Origin of the sequence: Chryseobacterium sp. ZHDP1 (assembly GCF_018603435.1) — a bacterium.
Lineage (GTDB): Bacteria > Bacteroidota > Bacteroidia > Flavobacteriales > Weeksellaceae > Chryseobacterium > Chryseobacterium indicum.
In genome coordinates this window covers 926075-944009 of the sequence record NZ_CP075682.1, presented here as the reverse complement: position 1 = coordinate 944009, position 17935 = coordinate 926075, and the positions used below count along the sequence as shown (strand labels likewise).

Sequence of the window (17935 nt, the reverse complement as noted above, 5' to 3'; positions counted from 1 at the left end):
TTTACTTCGAAATTAAAAGCTTTTGTGCAGATTTACTGTTATCAGACTGCACTTCTACGATGTAGGTTCCCTGAATCAGTTTCTCTGTATTAATCTTGATGCTTTGTTTTCCGCTTTCCACTATTTCAGAATTACTGATCAGAATTTTTCCGGAAGCATCCATTATTCTGATGGTTACATTTCCTCTTTTTGCCAGATTAGTCTGCACATCCACATAATTTTTTGCAGGATTGGGAACCAGATTATAATCCAGTTGGCTGGCTGTTCCGGATTCTGCTCTTGCTGCATCTGCCACATCTTTCAGAGGAGATTTCAGATTAGCCGAATTTCTGGCATTTCCGCCTTCTGCGGGTTTCGGAATACAGATTGAAATACAGGTTTTACATTTAGGTACGTCTCCCTGAAGCTGAGTCACACAAACTGTATAGCTTCCCGGTGTGTTGTAGGTATGCGAAGTAAGTACATTTCCTGTCGTTCCGTCGCCCCAGTCTACCTTATACACGCTTGGAGAGTTGGTACTTTCTAAAAATACCTGAGCCGTGGTATAATTTCCGGATGTACTAGTTGTAGTTTGGATTTTAAAGTTAGAGTTACATTCGTTACAGCCTTCACAAGGTTTTACACAAATATTATCAAAATACATAACTTCCTGTTGTGTAGAGGTAATATCCGGAGTGATCGCAATAAGCTGAGTATTCATGATGATATTATCAAAAACTGCCGCATTAACGGGACTCATCGTCCATGCTCCGTCGGAATTGCTCGGAAGAACACCGCCGCTGGAAAGCTGAATAGGCGCTTTTATACGAACCCATCCGCTTCCGGGAGTTACAGTTACGCTCGCAACAAACGTCGCACTGTTGGTTCCGTCGGAAATAGTAATGTACGGATGATAAGGCAATCCATAGCCACTGTCGTTTTCCAGATAAAAATCAAAGTAAATGCACTGTCCCAGAAAATATTTTCCCAGATTCTGGTAATCTTTCCAGTTCTGGTACCAGGAACCTCCGGATTTATCCTTGATAACAAGAAACTGTGATCCGTCAAGCGGATTGGGAGAATCTACGCCTACACTAACGTTTCCGTTGGGCGGTGCAGCAGGAGCCCAGTTTCCGTAAGGATTTACAGGATCATTAAAATCTGAGCAGGGTGGATTCTGCCCGAAAAGCATGACGCTTCCTAAGAGAAAACAGAGAGTTAAAAAATACATTCTTACCATGATGCGAAATTGATTTTATACATCAAAAACCAACAAAAACTTTAAGAATTAATACTCAATGAATAATACATTTTGGTTTTCACCTTTTAGTTTGTTTTATTTTCTACATGTAGTTAATAGTTTAAAAGTATCATTTAAAACAATATCACACTAAGGTGATTAAGTAAGTGTGGGAAGATTTTGAGTAAGTGTAAAGTATTTTTTAATAAATGTTAAAAGCTGCCCGAAGACAGCTTAAAAATTAAAAAAATATCTAAGACCATTAACTATTCCTGAATCAGCATTTTTTTTGAGTCTGTAATTTTCCCGTCTGCAATAAGACTGTAAACATAAGAACCGCCTCTTATTCCTGAAAGATTGATGCTTCCGTTTCCTTTTTCTTTCAAGGAAATGGTTTTCATCATCTGCCCTGAAGCATTATAGATTTCAATGGAGGCATTCTTGGTATCTTTTGGAAGATAATATTTGATGATTGTTTCGCCTTTTCCGGGATTAGGAGCGTTTTGATATAATTTTGCTTCATGGGCTTCTGAGCTCATATCAACGCTCATTTTATTTTGTTTCAGCAGCTCTTTAAGTTCTTTAATTTCATTTTTCAATTCATCAATCTGGATCTGATAATCGGTTTCATTATTTGCTTGTCGTGTAATCGTACTCGTTGCCACCATCACATTTCCGTCATTATCTACAACCAATGCTCTTCCGGATCCATTAGGAAGCCCCTGTAGCCGCACTGTTCCTACACTATGAAAATTAGCGGTAGGAGTTGTTGTTCTTACACCGACATATTGATCTACAATCAGCATTGTGGAAGTTGGTGACATACCAAACATAATAGAACGCGGAATACTGTTCGTTAGTTTTGTTCCGCCCGTTCCAGATCCGATGACGAAAGAACGGTCCCCGGTTGCTGCAAGATCAATCCCGAATCCTCCCGAATAAAAGTTTCCGAGATCAATTCCTACCCCAATCGCAAACTGATTGGCGTTTCTGATGACGTTTTTCCAGCCTAAAGCAACAGATTTACTTGCATTATTCAATACAACGTTGTCCTGTCCGCTCACCAGATTAGCGCCTGCTGCAGCCGCTAAATTATTTCCCCAGCCGCTTACCAATGAACTTCCGGATCCTGCTCCGATAGTGTTACCTGCACCGGCGACAATATTTCCTTTGGATTTTACAATGTTTGTATTGTTGTCTCCATCTACAATAAAGCTTCCGAATTCATTAAGAATCGCCTGTCCGGGAACCGCTGCAGTTCCGTTCGTTCTCAGATAAAATGCGGTTGCTCCTGTTGTTCCGGCATAGTTTCCTGCGGTAGTTCCTGCGTTTCCTGTCGTTAGCCATTGTTGTGCATTTACTAAACCGCCGGAAAAGATCATTGCTGCTGCAAAAAGATGTTTTGCATGTAATAGACTTTTTTTCATAATGATAATATTTAATGATTGGATTGTCCTCAAAAATAGTAAAGCATTACAAAACAGCCTATTTGAAGTGATTAACTGTAACCAACAAATGAGCAAGTGTGTAGATTATTCAAACATATGTGAATTTTAAGCCATTTTATGAAGAAACTCATTTTTCTTTCGGATAGAAACGTCAAGTACAGAATTGTCTGCCATTACAACCTGTCCGCCTTTTCCTTTGATGTATTCTTTCAGATGTTCCAGATTGATGAGATGCTTATGATGAATTCTGAAGAAATTATATTCTGAAAGATTTTTTTCAAAATCACATAAGGTTTTCGAAACCATTACTTTGCTTTTATCGGAAAGGTAAATAGAAGTGTAGTTGGAATCTGCTTCGCAACGGATAATTTCATCAATATTTACCCGCTTAAAGCCTTGCAGGGTGGGAAGGTTAATTTTGTTTTGAGAACCTGCAGAATGTGAAGCTTTATTTTTTCTGAATTTTTCAAGTGCTTTATTAACGGTGAGAACAAAATCCAGATTTTTTAAAGGTTTAAAAACATATCGGATAAACCCTTTTTTTATAGCCTGAATGGCCGATTTTTCAGATTCCGTAACCAATATAACGGGGAAATCATTTTCTTTCAGTTTCATCAGTATTTCCTCACTCTTATCGTCGAAATACTGAATATCAACGAATAAAATATCCGGAGAATTCTTGCTGAAATAATCTGGCTCGAAAAGGATACCGCTCTTCTGAAGATGCACTTCAAATTCAGGAAATTCCTTTTTCAGTAATCGGGAAATGCATTTGCCATCATCCTTGTCATCAATGATGATGGCATTCAATTTATTTTTCATGTGAGTTTGGTTTTGGTTTCAGTTTTCTATATTAATAGCTAAATGATCTAAGTCATAAGATAATATTTTATTTTTATGATTAAAATTATTAAATTGAAACATAATCTGCATTAATTTTAACGAAAAAAATAAAACAAAATACTTTTTTCACTTTATATTGAATAATTTAAATTGAGATTTTCTCTGTCAATATTGCCATTCTTGGGAGAATATTAACAAAAAAACGGCTTAAAATATTCGGATAATTTTCTTCAATTTCGTATTTTTGTATGTTTGCTGAAATTACATATGTCACAAGAAATAAATCCGATCTATTCCGAAGATAATATCAGAACCCTCGATTGGCAGGAACATATCCGCCTGCGTCCCGGAATGTACATCGGGAAGCTGGGAGACGGGTCTTCCGCCGATGATGGTATCTACATTTTACTGAAAGAAATTCTGGACAACTCCATTGATGAGTTCAGGATGAAAGCAGGTAAAAGAATTGAAATAAAATTAGACGACGGAAAAGTCACGATCCGTGATTTCGGACGTGGTATTCCATTGGGGAAAGTAGTGGATGCGGTTTCCAAAATGAATACCGGAGGAAAGTACGACAGTAAAGCCTTCAAAAAATCGGTAGGTCTTAACGGAGTCGGTACAAAAGCAGTTAATGCCCTTTCCGATTATTTCCGCGTTCGTTCTTTCCGTGACGGGAGGATGAAAGCCGCAGAGTTTTCCAGAGGTATTATTACAGAAAATTTTGAAGAAAAAGACTCGTCGGACAGAAACGGAACCGAGATTTCCTTTATTCCGGATGCGGATATTTTCCTTCACTTCAAATTCAGAAAAGAGTATATCGAAAGAATGCTCCGCAATTATGCGTATCTGAATCCCGGCTTAAAAATCCTTTTCAACGGAGAAACCTTCTTTTCAGAGAACGGACTGAAAGATTTGCTGGATGAAGAGCTGGAAAACGAAACGCTTTATCCCATTGTTCATCTGAAAGACAATGATATCGAAGTTGCCATTACACACACCGATAAATCTCAGACAGAGACTTATTTTTCTTTTGTTAACGGGCAGAATACCACACAGGGAGGAACGCATTTAAATGCCTTCAGAGAAGCGTATGTAAAAACAATCCGTGAGTTTTTCAATAAAAATTTTGATGCTTCCGACGTTAGAAAATCCATTGTGGCGGCAGTTTCCATCAATGTGGAAGAACCGGTTTTCGAATCCCAAACCAAAACAAAGCTAGGATCCAATGATATCGGACCGAACGGACCCACCGTAAGAACTTTTGTTATTGATTTCCTTAAAAGTAAATTAGATAACTTCTTACACAAAAATCCTGAAGTGGCAGAAGCGATCCAGAGAAAGATTTTAATCTCGGAAAGAGAAAGAAAAGAACTTTCAGGAATTCAGAAGCTGGCGAGAGAAAGAGCCAAAAAAGTTTCCCTCCATAACAAAAAACTTCGCGACTGCAGACAGCATTACAACGATCAGAAGAACGAAAGAAAAGGAGAAACCCAGATCTTCATTACCGAGGGAGATTCTGCATCAGGATCCATCACAAAATCCAGAGATGTAGAAACACAGGCGGTATTTTCCCTGAAAGGTAAACCATTGAACTGTTATGGTTTAACTAAAAAAGTAGTGTACGAAAACGAAGAATTCAATCTTCTTCAGGCTGCTTTGAATATTGAGGAAAGTCTCGAAGATCTTCGGTACAATCAGGTAATTATAGCAACCGATGCCGATGTAGACGGAATGCATATTCGCCTGCTGATGATTACATTTTTCCTGCAGTTCTTTCCGGATCTCATCAAGAACGGTCACCTTTATATTCTTCAGACTCCGTTATTCAGGGTGAGAAACAAAAAAGAAACACGATACTGCTATACAGAACAGGAAAGGATAAAAGCACTGAACGAACTGGGAAGAAATCCTGAGATCACCCGATTTAAAGGATTGGGGGAAATTTCTCCTGATGAATTCAAGCATTTTATCGGAAAAGACATCCGTCTGGAACCTGTTGTCGTAGGAAAAGATCAGACGATTGATCAGCTTCTTGAATTTTACATGGGAAAGAACACTCCTGACAGGCAAACTTTTATTCTTGAAAATCTGGTAGTTGAAGATCCGGACATAAATAAAAAAGACATATTGAGTGAAGTCATAGATGAAAATTAATTAAAAGAACTACCTTAAAAACACAAATAAACCCACTAATACAAATATTAATATGAGACTCAGCAACCGCAATAAGACTTCGGTTTACAGCTTCATAAGTACCTTATTGGCAATGCTTTTAGTCGGAGGTATCGGAGCGTATATCTTAGAAGAATACAGGTTTAAAGTACTGGGACAGGAAAATCTCCTGCTTATTATTGTTCCCGTCATTTTAATTCTGTTCTTCTATTTCAACGGAAGACAGATTTTTGAATATGACAGCGACGGAGAAGCACTGCATTTCAGAAACAGGAATATTATTCCCTTTCTGCAAAAACCTTTAAGCGACGAATTTCCGAAATATAAACTACAGAAATTTGAGGTCATTGATCTCTTTTTGATGAAAAGACTTTATATAACGATTTCAAGCAAAAACAGCGGTTCTACTATTTTAAGATATGAAATTTCGTATCTTACCAAAAGAGAAATTAGTGATTTAAAAATCTCCTTAAACAAGGTTGTTAAAGCCAATAAAGAGAAAAAGAGTTAATAAATTAAATGATAACAGAAGAATACTCGCATGAGGGCGAAAGCTTAAAAAAGGTTTCAGGGCTGTATAAAGACTGGTTTCTGGATTATGCTTCTTATGTAATTTTAGACAGGGCAATTCCTTCCGTTTATGACGGTTTTAAGCCTGTTCAGCGAAGAATCATGCATTCCATGCGGGAGCTGGAAGACGGACGTTACAATAAAGTTGCCAATATCGTGGGAAACACCATGAAATATCACCCTCATGGTGATGCTTCCATTACGGATGCCATGGTAGGAATCGGTCAGAAAGAACTGTTGATCGATACGCAGGGAAACTGGGGAAACATCTACACCGGAGATTCTGCGGCGGCGGCGAGATATATCGAAGCCCGATTAACACCTTTTGCACTGGAAGTGGTTTTCAATCCGAAAACAACAGAATGGGCAAAATCGTATGACGGCAGAAATAACGAGCCGATAGATCTTCCCGTAAAATTTCCTCTCCTTCTGGCACAGGGTGTGGAAGGAATCGGAGTCGGGCTTTCTACAAAGATTCTTCCGCATAATTTTAATGAACTCATCAATGCTTCCGTAGCGTATCTGAAAGGCAAAAAGTTTGAGCTTTTTCCCGACTTTATGACGGCAGGTTATCTGGATGTTTCTGAATACAACGACGGACACCGTGGCGGAAAGGTAAGAGCCAGAGCTAAAATTTCGCCTTACGATAAACACACTCTCATTATTACGGAACTTCCGTACTCAAAAACGACAAGTGATCTTATTGATTCCATCATTAAAGCCAATGAAAAAGGAAAGATCAAGATCAAAAAAATTGAAGACAATACATCCGATAAAGTTGAAATCCTGATCCATCTTCATAATGATGTTTCGCCGGATAAAACCATTGATGCTCTATATGCTTTTACCGATTGTCAGGTAACCATTTCTCCGAATGCCTGTGTAATTGTTGGTGATAAGCCGATGTTCATGAATGTTTCTGACATCCTGAAAATGAACACGGACCATACTGTTTCTTTGCTTAAAAAAGAACTGGAGATCGAACTTCATGAGCTTCAGGAAAGCTGGCATTTTTCTTCATTGGAAAGAATTTTCATTGAAAACAGAATTTACCATGATATTGAAGAGGTCAAAAGCTGGGAAGAGGTTCTTAAAACCATTGATGAAGGATTGAAACCTCATACAAAACATCTTTTAAGGGCTGTAACGGAAGAAGATATTGTAAAATTAACAGAGATCAGAATCAAGAGAATTTCAAGATTCGATTTAGATAAATTTAAAGAAAATATTGCTGCGCTGGAAGGTAAGATCGAGCAGGTGAAACATCATCTTGCGAATCTTATTCAGTATGCGATAGATTATTATCTGAACATTCAGAAAAAATACGGTAAAGAAAGACAGAGAAAGACAGAACTTCGAATTTTTGATACCATTGATGCAACAAAAGTTGCGGTTGCCAACGAAAAGTTCTACGCCAATTTCGAGGAAGGATTTATCGGAACGTCTCTGAAAAAAGATCAGTATCTGTTCGACTGTTCGGATATCGACGACATCATTACCTTCCGAAAAGATGGAAGCATGAAAGTGGTAAAAGTAGAGGCAAAAACGTTCATCGGAAAAGATATTCTTCATGTTGCGATCTGGAAGAAAAACGATAAAAGAACGGTCTACAACATGATCTACCGCGAAGGAAGAGAAGGACCTTATTATATGAAGCGTTTTTCTGTAACAGGTGTTACCCGAAATACAGATTATCCTCTGGCTTCGGATAAAAAAGGATCGGAAGTGCTTTATTTTTCGGCAAATCCGAACGGAGAAGCAGAAACTGTGACGGTTCTTCTGAAACCCAATCCAAGGATCAGAAAAAATAAAATGGACATCGATTTCTCAGAACTCGCGATTAAAGGGCGTGATTCCAAAGGAAATCTGGTAACCAAATATTCCGTGAAAAAAGTTGATCTGAAAGAAGAAGGCGTTTCTACATTAGCACCGCGAAGAATCTGGTTTGATGATACGGTGAGAAGACTGAATGCAGACGGAAGAGGAACTTTACTGGGAAGCTTTAAAGGAGATGATAAAATTTTAACCATCAATACCAACGGAGAAGCAAAATTAGTTTCCTTTGATCTTGGAAACCGCTTCGATGACGAATATCTGGTGCTGGAAAAATGGCGTCCGAATCAGCCGGTAACCTGCATCTATTACGATGGTGAAAAAGATATTTATTTCATCAAACGGTTTTTATTTGAAAACACGCCGAATGTGCAGACTTTTATGCCTTCGGAACATTCAAAATCGTTTATTGAAAATGTAATTGTTGCCAACGGAGCTACTGCCGAAATTATTTTCGCAAAGGACAAGGGCAAAGAACGAGAACCGGAAGAAGTGAATATCGATGAATTTATTGCCGTGAAAGGAATCAAAGCCATCGGAAACCAGTTTACCAAATTCAAAGTAAAATCCATTAATATCAACATTCCTGAACCTGTGGAAGAAGAACCGGAAGTATATGAAGATCCCGAACCAACAGCGGGATTTGATGAAGACGGAACCATTGGAAACCTGTTTCAGAATGATGATAATACAGAACATTAAATGTTGAAAAAATGAATATTTTAATAGCAATCATCATCATAACCGCAGTAATAAGTTTTGCTGCTCCTATGGGAAGTGCCAACTTTGAGAAATACAAATTCAGCGTAGGCGCCATATTAAACAGGAAAGAATATATCCGTTTGCTTTCTTCAGGATTTCTGCATGCCGATATTATGCATCTGGTCTTTAATATGCTCACCTTGTATTTTTTCGGTCCGGTTGTTATTCAGGGATTTGGAAATCTGGGTTTTCTTATCATTTATTTCGGATCAATCCTGCTGGGAAATATGTTTTCTCTATTTGTTTACCAGAGGCAGCCTTGGTATTCAGCCATTGGAGCAAGTGGAGGAGTTTCGGGAATTTTGTTTGCATCTATTGCCCTGATTCCGCATTTAGAAATCTATATGTTTTTCATTCCGATCGGAATTCCGGGATATATATTTGGGCTTGTTTATTTCAGCTATTCTGTTTATATGATGCTGAATCCCAATTATAACGACAATATAGGTCATGCCGCGCATTTAGGAGGAGCATTTTTCGGGCTTGTTTATGCAGTTGCTAATCATCCACAGGCGGCGATTGCTAATTCAATGTATCTGGGAATTATGTCGCTTCCTTTAATTTATTTGGGATATGAGATTTTTGTGAAGAAAAGAATTGGATAAAGATTCCTTACAGATAAATTTAAAAGCAATGAATTATATGTTTCATTGCTTTTTTATTGAAGCTCAAGACAGATAAAATCTTTTAATTGATTAAAGTTTAAAGTTTATAGTTTATAGTTTATAGTTTATAGTTTATAGTTTATAGTTTATAGTTTATTTTGTCATTAAAAACTAAGTCTCTTTAGCTTAAACTTAATAAAAATCAATCTCAATGAAAGTATAAAAGACTCAATTTTGACATCAACAGACTGGATATTCAGTCTGTTTTCTTGGATGGCGAGTGTTTTAAACTTGAATTCCTTTAAACTTTTATCAATAAAATTGTGTAAACTACTTCAATAATAAATCGTTCGTTTCAATACAGATTAAGCCTTGCATCATTTCAGAAGTGATTTACATTCAAAATTAAAAAGCCGTCCCAAAAATGAGACGGCTCAACAGAATGTTAATTTAATGACCTGATTTTATTTATTTTTTAATGATCTTCTGATTAATTACTTCCTTATTGGTTTTGATCTGAACGAAGTAAATTCCGCTGATCAGTTCACTTACATCAACATTTTTAATACTTCCTTTTATAGATTTAATAATTTTACCTCCGTCATTAATAATGGTAATCCCTTCCACCGTATCTGATGTTAAAACGGTGAAATAATTTTCAACAGGATTGGGATAAATGGCTAACCTATCCGATCCTTTGCTTTCTTTTGCGGCTAAAATGGCTGCCGAAGAATATTCTGTTTTAATGTAGAATAAATTTGCCACGCTCCCTTTGGTGATGGAATGTGAGCCTGCCGGAATATTTGAAAGGGTAACCAGTCCTGAAGAAGCGGTATAAGAAACATTATCCACTTTAATTGTTCCGCTGAAAGAAGGATCAAAGACAAGCGTAAGCGAAGACGGGGCAGAGGTTGTATATGTAATTGCCGTCGCAGATTCTATTTTTAATCTCTTTGTTAAAGTTAATCCGTTATACGTCGCAGAACCATCTGTAGAATTGATATTGGCAGACGTAAACGTGTAAAACGAGCTCGTTAAATTGGATGTTGTAAAATTATGAATCTCATTTCCCTGAGGATTGCTTCCTGTGGGCGTAATCGAAATGCTGCCTGTTCCTGAAACCGGAGTTCCCGCAGAACCTACCGTTGTTACCGTAAAATCCAGATCCGCAGTTGGAGTTCCTGAAACAGTAATTGTTTTTGCTGCAGTATTTTTAACAAAACTGATTCCCGAAGCCGGAAGTCCCGTTACAGCAGCATCCGTTGCTGTTCCTCCCCATGTAAATACCATTGGAGCAATTGCACTTCCCGAAGCCACCGTCTGATCGTTATTTGAAGCAATGGTTAAAGTCTGTGAACTTGCAGGCGCAGCCGTTTCTCCCTGCACCGATACAAGTGAGGAGGTGTAGTTTTGCAGCAAAGCCATCAAGCCTGTGTTTACTGTATCGGAAGTATCATCAACCGAGTTATTGAAAGTCCAGTTAATATCTCCTCCGGAAACTCTTCCTGAATATTGCGTTACTTTATCCTTCGCCACGGCTGGAACCTCCGGAACAAGAGTTTTAACGTACAGTGAGTTGTCGGTATCGAAATTATTATACGTTCCGTTTCCCTGTAATGCCTTAATATTGGTTCCTAGAATTTCATTTCTTGAGGATGCCACATAAGCGTCGAAATGAATTGATGCTGTTGAAGAATTATAAGGAACAAAAGCGGTCTGTCCCGTCATAAAATTATTAAAAGCCTTTACAACGCCTCCGTTTTCTCCTGAAAAAGTTCCCACCGCTCCGTTGGCAACATCGGTTCCCTGCTTGGAGATCAGAATCGGATATTTGGCATTTCTGAAATAATTTCCTTCTGCAAAAACCGAAGAGCCCAATGTAGAACCTATTCCGTATTTAGAATTTCCGTCATAATAATTGTTGTAAACATGCGCAGAATAATACCTCACTCTGGGATGTCTGGAATCTGAATGATCAAACCAGTTGTGGTGATAAGTAATATACAATCCCGAAGTTGTTCCTTCGCTTAAACCCAGAAGACAGCTCTTTCCGTTATCCCAGAAATGATTGTAGGAAAAAGTAATGTACGTAGATTTTTTCGCATCCAGAGCGCCGTCACCCTTTACCTGATCTGCATCACTTCCCGGCTTGCCGTAGAAAAGATCGCAGTTGTGTGCCCAGATATAACTGTTATCCTGCTGTAAACTCAGATTATCTCCTTCCGCAGCATCAGTCAGCATAAAACCAAGATTCCTGACTTCAATATTGGTGGCATTTTTTATTCTGATTCCCCATCCGTTGATGAGAGCATCTGAACCGACTCCTTCCAGCGTGATGGAGCTTGCAGCGATATTTTTATTCTCTACAACCGCATCTCCGTTTAGCAGATAACTGGGATCGGTGATGTTTCCTATAAATCTGATGGCGAGAGGACGGGTGTCATATCCCTTTTTAAAACCATCCAGAATCGTCTGCAACCCAACACATGGATTTGCTGTCGCTCCCGTTACATTCAGCGAAACCGTATTTTTATTATTTTGAGTTATATAAAGAACAACGGCATTGGCTTTTAAAGTTCCGTCCAGATTGTAAGCACCGGGAATTCTTCCGTTGCTGTGCGCAAAACCGTTTCTGTCATGAGGAAGAACGGTAACCGAACCCGAAACCGTGGCAGTTCCTTCCACATTATTCGTTACAGGAGCAACTTTTATGGTGTAATTTCCGGGACTTAATCCTAAAATATCTGCACGAAAATAAGAACCGTAATTTCTGATTAACTGATTATCAATTATTTTGTTGGTAAAGCCGCCGCCTGTGTAATAGACTCTGTAACTGTCGGCTCCGTTTACGGGATTCCATTTTACATAAGCAGTTTCCAGCCATCCGGTTGCCTGCGTAATCGTAACCTGTGCATTCAGCAGAACAGACCCCAGCACAAGAATAAAAAATGAAAAGAGTTTTTTCATGATTAATAAATTTTTAATGGTTTTGGAATTAATTTAATAATGTGTAATCGATTACACACAAATATATAGAAATATTTAAATTAAATCTTTTTGTTGTGAAATTTGTTTGAAAAAAGTTTTGAAACGCTTTATTATTCAGGGATTGCTGCAGTATATTGAAAATAACTTAATCGTATAACCCAAGAAAATTTTCGGATTTCGGATTACCAATAAATTAATACAAAAGCTGAAAAGTTATTTTGTTACGAAAAACTGAAAAGAGATTAGTTAAATCTAATTGAAGTTTTATGAAAAATTTCTGTACGAGGATAATTTTAAAAGATCAATCTGTTTAAAGTTTTGATTATCCGCTATTAATCATACTGTTTTTTCTAACGCAAAGGACTCGCAAAGATTCTTTATATACTAACTGTTTTTAAGTTCGCAAAGGTTCTTCGACAAGTTCAGCATAAACTATTCACTCGGCAAAGAACTCAAAGATTTTTCAAATTATAACAAATAACGGACAATCATATTAAAGTTTCTAGTTAAGTGCAAAAGTGACAGATGATCAGATAAATTTTTATAAGTTAATTAATGTGAGTTCAATATGAGAAGATTGAAAATGAAATGATCATTAAACTATTGTATCCGTGAGTTGCGGTAGTCTTTAATTCGATGTAAATTTTTCAAATCAGGATTAACATCAGTTTTAGCTAAATCCAATTGTTTTCTTAATTATTAAATGAAATAGGCTAAAGTTCATTCCTATTGATGTTTTTGTATTGCTTTTACATCGTACTCACGTTAAGTTTTGATTGCTTAAGGTAAAGAATTTTGCTTTTTTAAATCTGCAAATGTTCTAAAGATAGCGTTCCTACGGAACGCCAATCATCGCCCGAATATGATCTCTACACAGATAAAACTCCATAGAGTTTTTTTTAATAGTCACAAGCTATCAATGTTTACTTCCTCCCAAAAACAAACCGGTCATTTTCCGATAAATCTTTGATTAAACAAGCCTCTTCAAAATCATTACGGTATAATTCCAGTGTTTCTGGGCCTAATTTCTGGTTGATTTCTAAAAATAAAAGTCCGTTTTTGTTCAGGTTTTTTTTAGAGTCTTCTGCTATTTTTCTGTAAAAAATCAATGCATCGGAAGTAGGAGAGAAGAGTGCCATGGTCGGTTCAAAACCTTTTACGGAATGCTCTATTTCCTTTTCTTCGTCAATTGCGATATAAGGCGGATTTGAAATGATAACATCAAAGCTTTCTTTTAAATCAAAATTCAGATAATCTGCATGAACGAAATTGACATCAAGCTGATGAAATGCCGCATTTTTTCTGGCAACTTCCAGTGCTTTTTCAGAAAAATCGATGGAAGTAACTTCAGCCTGCGGAAAATGTTTTTTTAAAACCAATGGAATAATTCCGCTTCCTGTTCCGATATCCAGAATTTTTAAATTTTGAGCATTAAAAGGCGAATTTTTAATCTTTTTTATCGCAAATTCCAGCAGCTCTTCCGTTTCAGGACGGGGAATTAATACGTTTTCATTCACGAAAAATGTCATTCCGTAGAAATCTGTTTCGCCTAAAATATGCTGATAAGGTTTTGAAGTTTTTAACTCCGAAATAACTTCAAGAAGCCTTTTTTCATCATCCTTTAATAGTTCCTGATCCGCAGATCTTCTCTGATAAAAAGCATCAAATCCAACAATTTTTTCGATGAATACTGAACTCAGAAATGCAGATTCCGAGTTTGTATATAAAGCGGAAAGTTCTGTTTTGAAGTAATTTTTTAGTTCTGAAATGGTCATTTTTAGACAATTATTTTAAATGGCTGCTGCTTTTAATCTCAATTTTTTCACCGTTTTCTTTTTCCAGAATATAATCTTCTTTGCTGAAATATGCCCATTGTAACAGCTCGCATTCCGTAAATTCTGATGCATTTTTACCATTGATCGATTTGATGTGATCTCCGATCTGTACGTTTTTTGCCGTAGAATTTTCGTTCATATTTTTTGAAATTACAGTGAGCTTACCGTCGATGAAAAAAGCTTTTGCATCCATTTGTTTTTTAGGAAGCAATGGTTTTCTGGACTGTTTTAAGTAGAAAGCATTTTCGTTAAAATTCATGATTAAAACATCTGAATACTGGCTGAAAAAGTTAATTCCGATTTTGGATTCTTTTGCTTTATTGATGGTAACCGGCAATTGACGGATTACAGTCTGATCCAGTTTTATTTCATCAACAAAAAAGGTGCTGTAAGATTCGGGATTTCCCAGACCGCTCAGTCCCATATTCGTAGAAATGAATTCATCGGCTTGATTTTTAGACTTTCTTTCATCAAAAATAGTATTCATGATGTCTGTATCTTTAGAATTAATTTCCATTACACCCGAAAATCCGGTATCTAAAAGACAGTTCCTGAAGGTTTTGTCTTGGATGGTAAAATCGATCAAAGGTCTGTTGCTGTGATAGTAAACCGTCCATTTTTGGTAAGACTGATCCGTCGGAAATGGTTTTTCTGAAATATAAATCAGCTTTTTTGTAAAATCTATTTTCCAGTTGAATTTTTTGATGAAGTCCTGTCCCAGAAGCAGCAGATTGGTGCAGTACAAGAAAGGCATATCAAACGTAACTCCTTTTAGGTTTTTTACTTCAAAATTTCCTATGGAAAGCGATTCTATTTTTGTGCTTTTAATCTTTATCTTTTTGTTGCTGGAATCGTTGATGGTTTTATTGGAATCCAGAATTTCTACTCCGGCAGTTTTATTATTGATAGAATTGGTTACGGAGACAGCCGCTCCCGTATCGAGTGCAAATTCTATTGTTTTTCCATTCACTTTTCCCGAAAATGTAAGCAGCTGCTTTTCCAGAGAAAAAGGAATTGAATTAACTTCTGCCTGTTGAGAATAACAACAGATGATTGTTAAAAAGAGCGATGAGAGGAGAAAAATTTTTTTCATCATTTCAGTGTTTATCTTACAAAAACCAGTTTGTTTTCAGTCGATTTTTCTTCATTAATGAGGTAGCCTTCATAATTGAATGCTTTTACATCATTCAGAGTCTGTGCGTTCGTCTGTGCGCAAAATCTTGCAACAAGACCTCTTGCGTGTTTGGTGTAAACCACAATGGTTTTCAGTTTTCCTTCTTTTAATTCGTAAAAATCGAAATCGATAATTTGATGGTTGAGTTTTTTACGGTCAACCGCTTTAAAATATTCATTGCTTGCAAGATTCAGGAGGATTTCATTCTTTTTCATTTCAGAATTCAACTGTTCCGTTATTTTTTCTCTCCAGAATTCGTAAAGATTTTTATATTCATCAAATTCAAAAGGTCTTCCCATTTCCAGCCTGTAAAGCATCACTTTATCCGAAGGTTTAAGCAATCCGTATAGTCCGGAAAGGATTCTCTGGTTTTTCTGAAGATAATCTACTGCATCTTTGTCTAATGTTTTGGCATCCAAACCTCTGTAAACCTCTCCTGTAAAGGCAAATAGAGCAGGAGCGGATTCTTTTGCAGAAGGTTTTGCTTTCCATTTTTGGTTTCTTTCCCAGTTTTCGTCTGCTAATTTGGCAGAAATTTCCATCAGCTCAGAAAGATATTTCGGCGATTTTTGTTTTAAATAAGAGTGTATAAATTCTGACTGTTCAATGAATTTAGGCGTAGTGGTTTTCAACAGGTCGGTTGAATTTTCCACATTCATTAATTTGGCAGGGGATGTTACTATTTTCATAATGTTAAAAGACAGATAAATGTTTAAAATCAATTAAGTTCATAATCATCAGAGAAATGAAATCATACATAAAATGGCAGATAATCAGGATCTTAATATTAGAATATATTTTATAAAACATGGCAAAAACAACACCGATGAAGAAAGTTCCTAAAATCTGATTTATCGTTCCGTAAGGGCTATGTAGAATTCCGAAAAGTAGGGCAGAAATGATAATTCCAATATATTGATTATGATAAATTTTTTCAATTCTGGACTGCATATAACCACGCATCAGAAGTTCTTCCACAACACCCGCCGTTAAGCATGTAAAAATAATTAATAAATAATTGTTTTTGAAAATGAAAGAAAGCTGTACAAGCTTATCACTGAAATTTTCGTTTATTAAAATTTTAATTAAAAGGCTTAAAAAAGCGCCACCAACGGCACAAATTAAATAAAGACGGAGTATTTTTTTAACATAAAATGAGAAAGAATAGTTTTTGTCTTTCCACAGCAGAAAAGGTTGTTTTTCAATCAGAAAACTGTACAGAAAAGTAATTGCCAAAACCATCCAGAGTACCATTCTGGAATACAAAAATGAAGTCGCAGTAAAGGCTTTTTCTCCTGTTATCATTGAGATAAGAGGAAAAATATACAGCATTACTGCGGCGAGCAAAACAAATGTAAGAAGAATTCCTAAGGAATATTTTCCGTTCAGACTCATATTAAAAACCTTCAACCATCATTTTAAATAAAAAGACAAAGCTTTTTTATAATTAAATATCTCCTTTTCCCTGACGGATAATTTCAGGTTCTCCCGAAGTAAGATCTACAATCGTGGATGCCATATTATCTCCATAACCGGAATCTATCACGATATCAACTAAATGATCGTATTTTTCGGCGATCAGTTCAGGATCGGTAGAATATTCGATGATTTCATCATCATCTTTTATGGAAGTGGAAGCTATGGGATGTCCCAGTTTTTCAACAATTAATTGCGGAATCGGATGATCGGGAACACGGATTCCGATGGTTTTATGTCCTTTGTAAGCGAGCGGCAGACTTTTATTGGCTTCAAGAATAAAGGTAAAAGGTCCCGGAAGATGGCTTTTCAGAAATCTGAAAGTCGACGTGTCAATCGGTCTTGTAAAATCTGAAAGATGGCTTAAATCATTACAGATAATGGAGAATTTTGATTTTTCGAGCTTTATTTTTTTGATCTGGGCAAGCTTTTCCATGGCTTTTATGTCGAAAATATTACAGCCCAACGCATAGACCGTATCGGATGGATAAATAATTAATCCACCATTGTTTAAAGTTTTAATAACCTCATTAATAAGGTTTTCCTGAGGGTTGTCCGGATAAATTTTCAGTATTTTTGCCATACCTCAAAGATACGAATATTAAAATAGTTTTCATGAAAGTCCTTTATTTAAAAGAAAAATTAGGAGTTTTAAAAATAATTCGTATATTTGCAGTCCAATATCGCGGGATGGAGCAGTAGGTAGCTCGTCGGGCTCATAACCCGAAGGTCATCGGTTCGAGTCCGGTTCCCGCTACTAAGTAAACGTTTGTCGGTAACGTTTTTAAAAAATATACCGCGGGATGGAGCAGTAGGTAGCTCGTCGGGCTCATAACCCGAAGGTCATCGGTTCGAGTCCGGTTCCCGCTACTAAGACAGTGTTTCGGTAACACTCTAAAAATACACCGCGGGGTGGAGCAGTAGGTAGCTCGTCGGGCTCATAACCCGAAGGTCGCACGTTCGAGTCGTGTCCCCGCTACTAAGATAACGCTTCGGTGGCGTTCAGA

The 17935-nt window shown here is 37.0% G+C and carries 13 protein-coding genes and 3 tRNA genes; 7 read left to right on the top strand and 9 right to left on the bottom strand.

Annotated elements, in window-relative coordinates; all coding sequences use genetic code 11:
* Position 1: 1 nt before the first annotated feature.
* The 3 genes from KKI44_RS04295 to KKI44_RS04285 all read right to left on the bottom strand — a co-directional run bounded on the left by KKI44_RS04295 (position 2) and on the right by KKI44_RS04285 (position 3489).
* Positions 2 to 1219 (bottom strand): T9SS type A sorting domain-containing protein, encoded by a 1218-nt coding sequence (locus KKI44_RS04295; RefSeq protein WP_214589991.1) that lies wholly within the window; start codon positions 1217 to 1219, stop codon positions 2 to 4.
* Positions 1220 to 1485: 266 nt separating this feature from the next.
* Complete coding sequence (locus KKI44_RS04290) at positions 1486 to 2646, bottom strand: T9SS type A sorting domain-containing protein (RefSeq protein WP_214589990.1); 1161 nt, start codon at positions 2644 to 2646, stop codon at positions 1486 to 1488.
* Positions 2647 to 2772: 126 nt separating this feature from the next.
* The gene (locus KKI44_RS04285; RefSeq protein ID WP_214589989.1) at positions 2773 to 3489 is read right to left on the bottom strand and encodes a LytR/AlgR family response regulator transcription factor; all 717 of its coding nucleotides are present in this window, start codon (positions 3487 to 3489) and stop codon (positions 2773 to 2775) included.
* 288 nt (positions 3490 to 3777) lie between these two features.
* Here KKI44_RS04285 and KKI44_RS04280 point away from each other — a divergent pair, with 288 nt between their 5' ends.
* From KKI44_RS04280 to KKI44_RS04265, 4 genes are read left to right on the top strand one after another with little or no spacing between them, the layout of a single operon-like run.
* Positions 3778 to 5667 (top strand): DNA topoisomerase IV subunit B, encoded by a 1890-nt coding sequence (locus KKI44_RS04280; RefSeq protein ID WP_214589988.1) that lies wholly within the window; start codon positions 3778 to 3780, stop codon positions 5665 to 5667.
* A gap of 52 nt (positions 5668 to 5719) precedes the next feature.
* Positions 5720 to 6196, top strand: coding sequence for a hypothetical protein (locus KKI44_RS04275; protein WP_214589987.1), 477 nt, complete (start codon positions 5720 to 5722; stop codon positions 6194 to 6196).
* An 8-nt stretch (positions 6197 to 6204) separates the two neighbouring features.
* Complete coding sequence (locus KKI44_RS04270) at positions 6205 to 8790, top strand: DNA gyrase/topoisomerase IV subunit A (protein ID WP_214589986.1); 2586 nt, start codon at positions 6205 to 6207, stop codon at positions 8788 to 8790.
* An 11-nt stretch (positions 8791 to 8801) separates the two neighbouring features.
* The gene (locus tag KKI44_RS04265; RefSeq protein WP_214589985.1) at positions 8802 to 9455 is read left to right on the top strand and encodes a rhomboid family intramembrane serine protease; all 654 of its coding nucleotides are present in this window, start codon (positions 8802 to 8804) and stop codon (positions 9453 to 9455) included.
* A gap of 468 nt (positions 9456 to 9923) precedes the next feature.
* Here KKI44_RS04265 and KKI44_RS04260 read toward each other — a convergent pair whose 3' ends face one another.
* The 6 genes from KKI44_RS04260 to KKI44_RS04235 all read right to left on the bottom strand — a co-directional run bounded on the left by KKI44_RS04260 (position 9924) and on the right by KKI44_RS04235 (position 17511).
* A complete protein-coding gene (locus tag KKI44_RS04260) occupies positions 9924 to 12422 on the bottom strand; it encodes a T9SS type A sorting domain-containing protein (RefSeq protein WP_214589984.1) in 2499 nt (832 codons plus the stop codon).
* Positions 12423 to 13366: 944 nt separating this feature from the next.
* The gene (prmC, locus tag KKI44_RS04255) at positions 13367 to 14218 is read right to left on the bottom strand and encodes a peptide chain release factor N(5)-glutamine methyltransferase (protein WP_214589983.1); all 852 of its coding nucleotides are present in this window, start codon (positions 14216 to 14218) and stop codon (positions 13367 to 13369) included.
* Positions 14219 to 14228: 10 nt separating this feature from the next.
* Entirely contained in the window at positions 14229 to 15374 is a 1146-nt protein-coding gene (locus KKI44_RS04250; RefSeq protein WP_214589982.1) for a retropepsin-like aspartic protease, read from the bottom strand.
* Positions 15375 to 15382: 8 nt separating this feature from the next.
* Positions 15383 to 16141, bottom strand: coding sequence for a peroxide stress protein YaaA (yaaA, locus tag KKI44_RS04245; protein WP_214589981.1), 759 nt, complete (start codon positions 16139 to 16141; stop codon positions 15383 to 15385).
* 4 nt (positions 16142 to 16145) lie between these two features.
* Positions 16146 to 16847, bottom strand: a complete 702-nt coding sequence (locus KKI44_RS04240; RefSeq protein WP_214589980.1) for a CPBP family intramembrane glutamic endopeptidase — start codon at positions 16845 to 16847, stop codon at positions 16146 to 16148.
* Between the two features lie 52 nt (positions 16848 to 16899).
* Positions 16900 to 17511 carry an L-threonylcarbamoyladenylate synthase gene (locus tag KKI44_RS04235; protein WP_214589979.1) on the bottom strand — a complete coding sequence of 204 codons (612 nt, stop codon included), beginning with the start codon at positions 17509 to 17511 and terminating at the stop codon, positions 16900 to 16902.
* Positions 17512 to 17612: 101 nt separating this feature from the next.
* On the opposite strand from KKI44_RS04235, the gene KKI44_RS04230 reads away from it, so the two are divergent.
* From KKI44_RS04230 to KKI44_RS04220, 3 genes are all read left to right on the top strand, one after another.
* A tRNA-Met gene (locus tag KKI44_RS04230) sits at positions 17613 to 17685 on the top strand.
* Positions 17686 to 17725: 40 nt separating this feature from the next.
* Positions 17726 to 17798 (top strand) — tRNA-Met (locus KKI44_RS04225).
* Positions 17799 to 17834: 36 nt separating this feature from the next.
* Positions 17835 to 17907 (top strand) — tRNA-Met (locus KKI44_RS04220).
* The last annotated feature ends 28 nt before the right edge of the window (positions 17908 to 17935 follow it).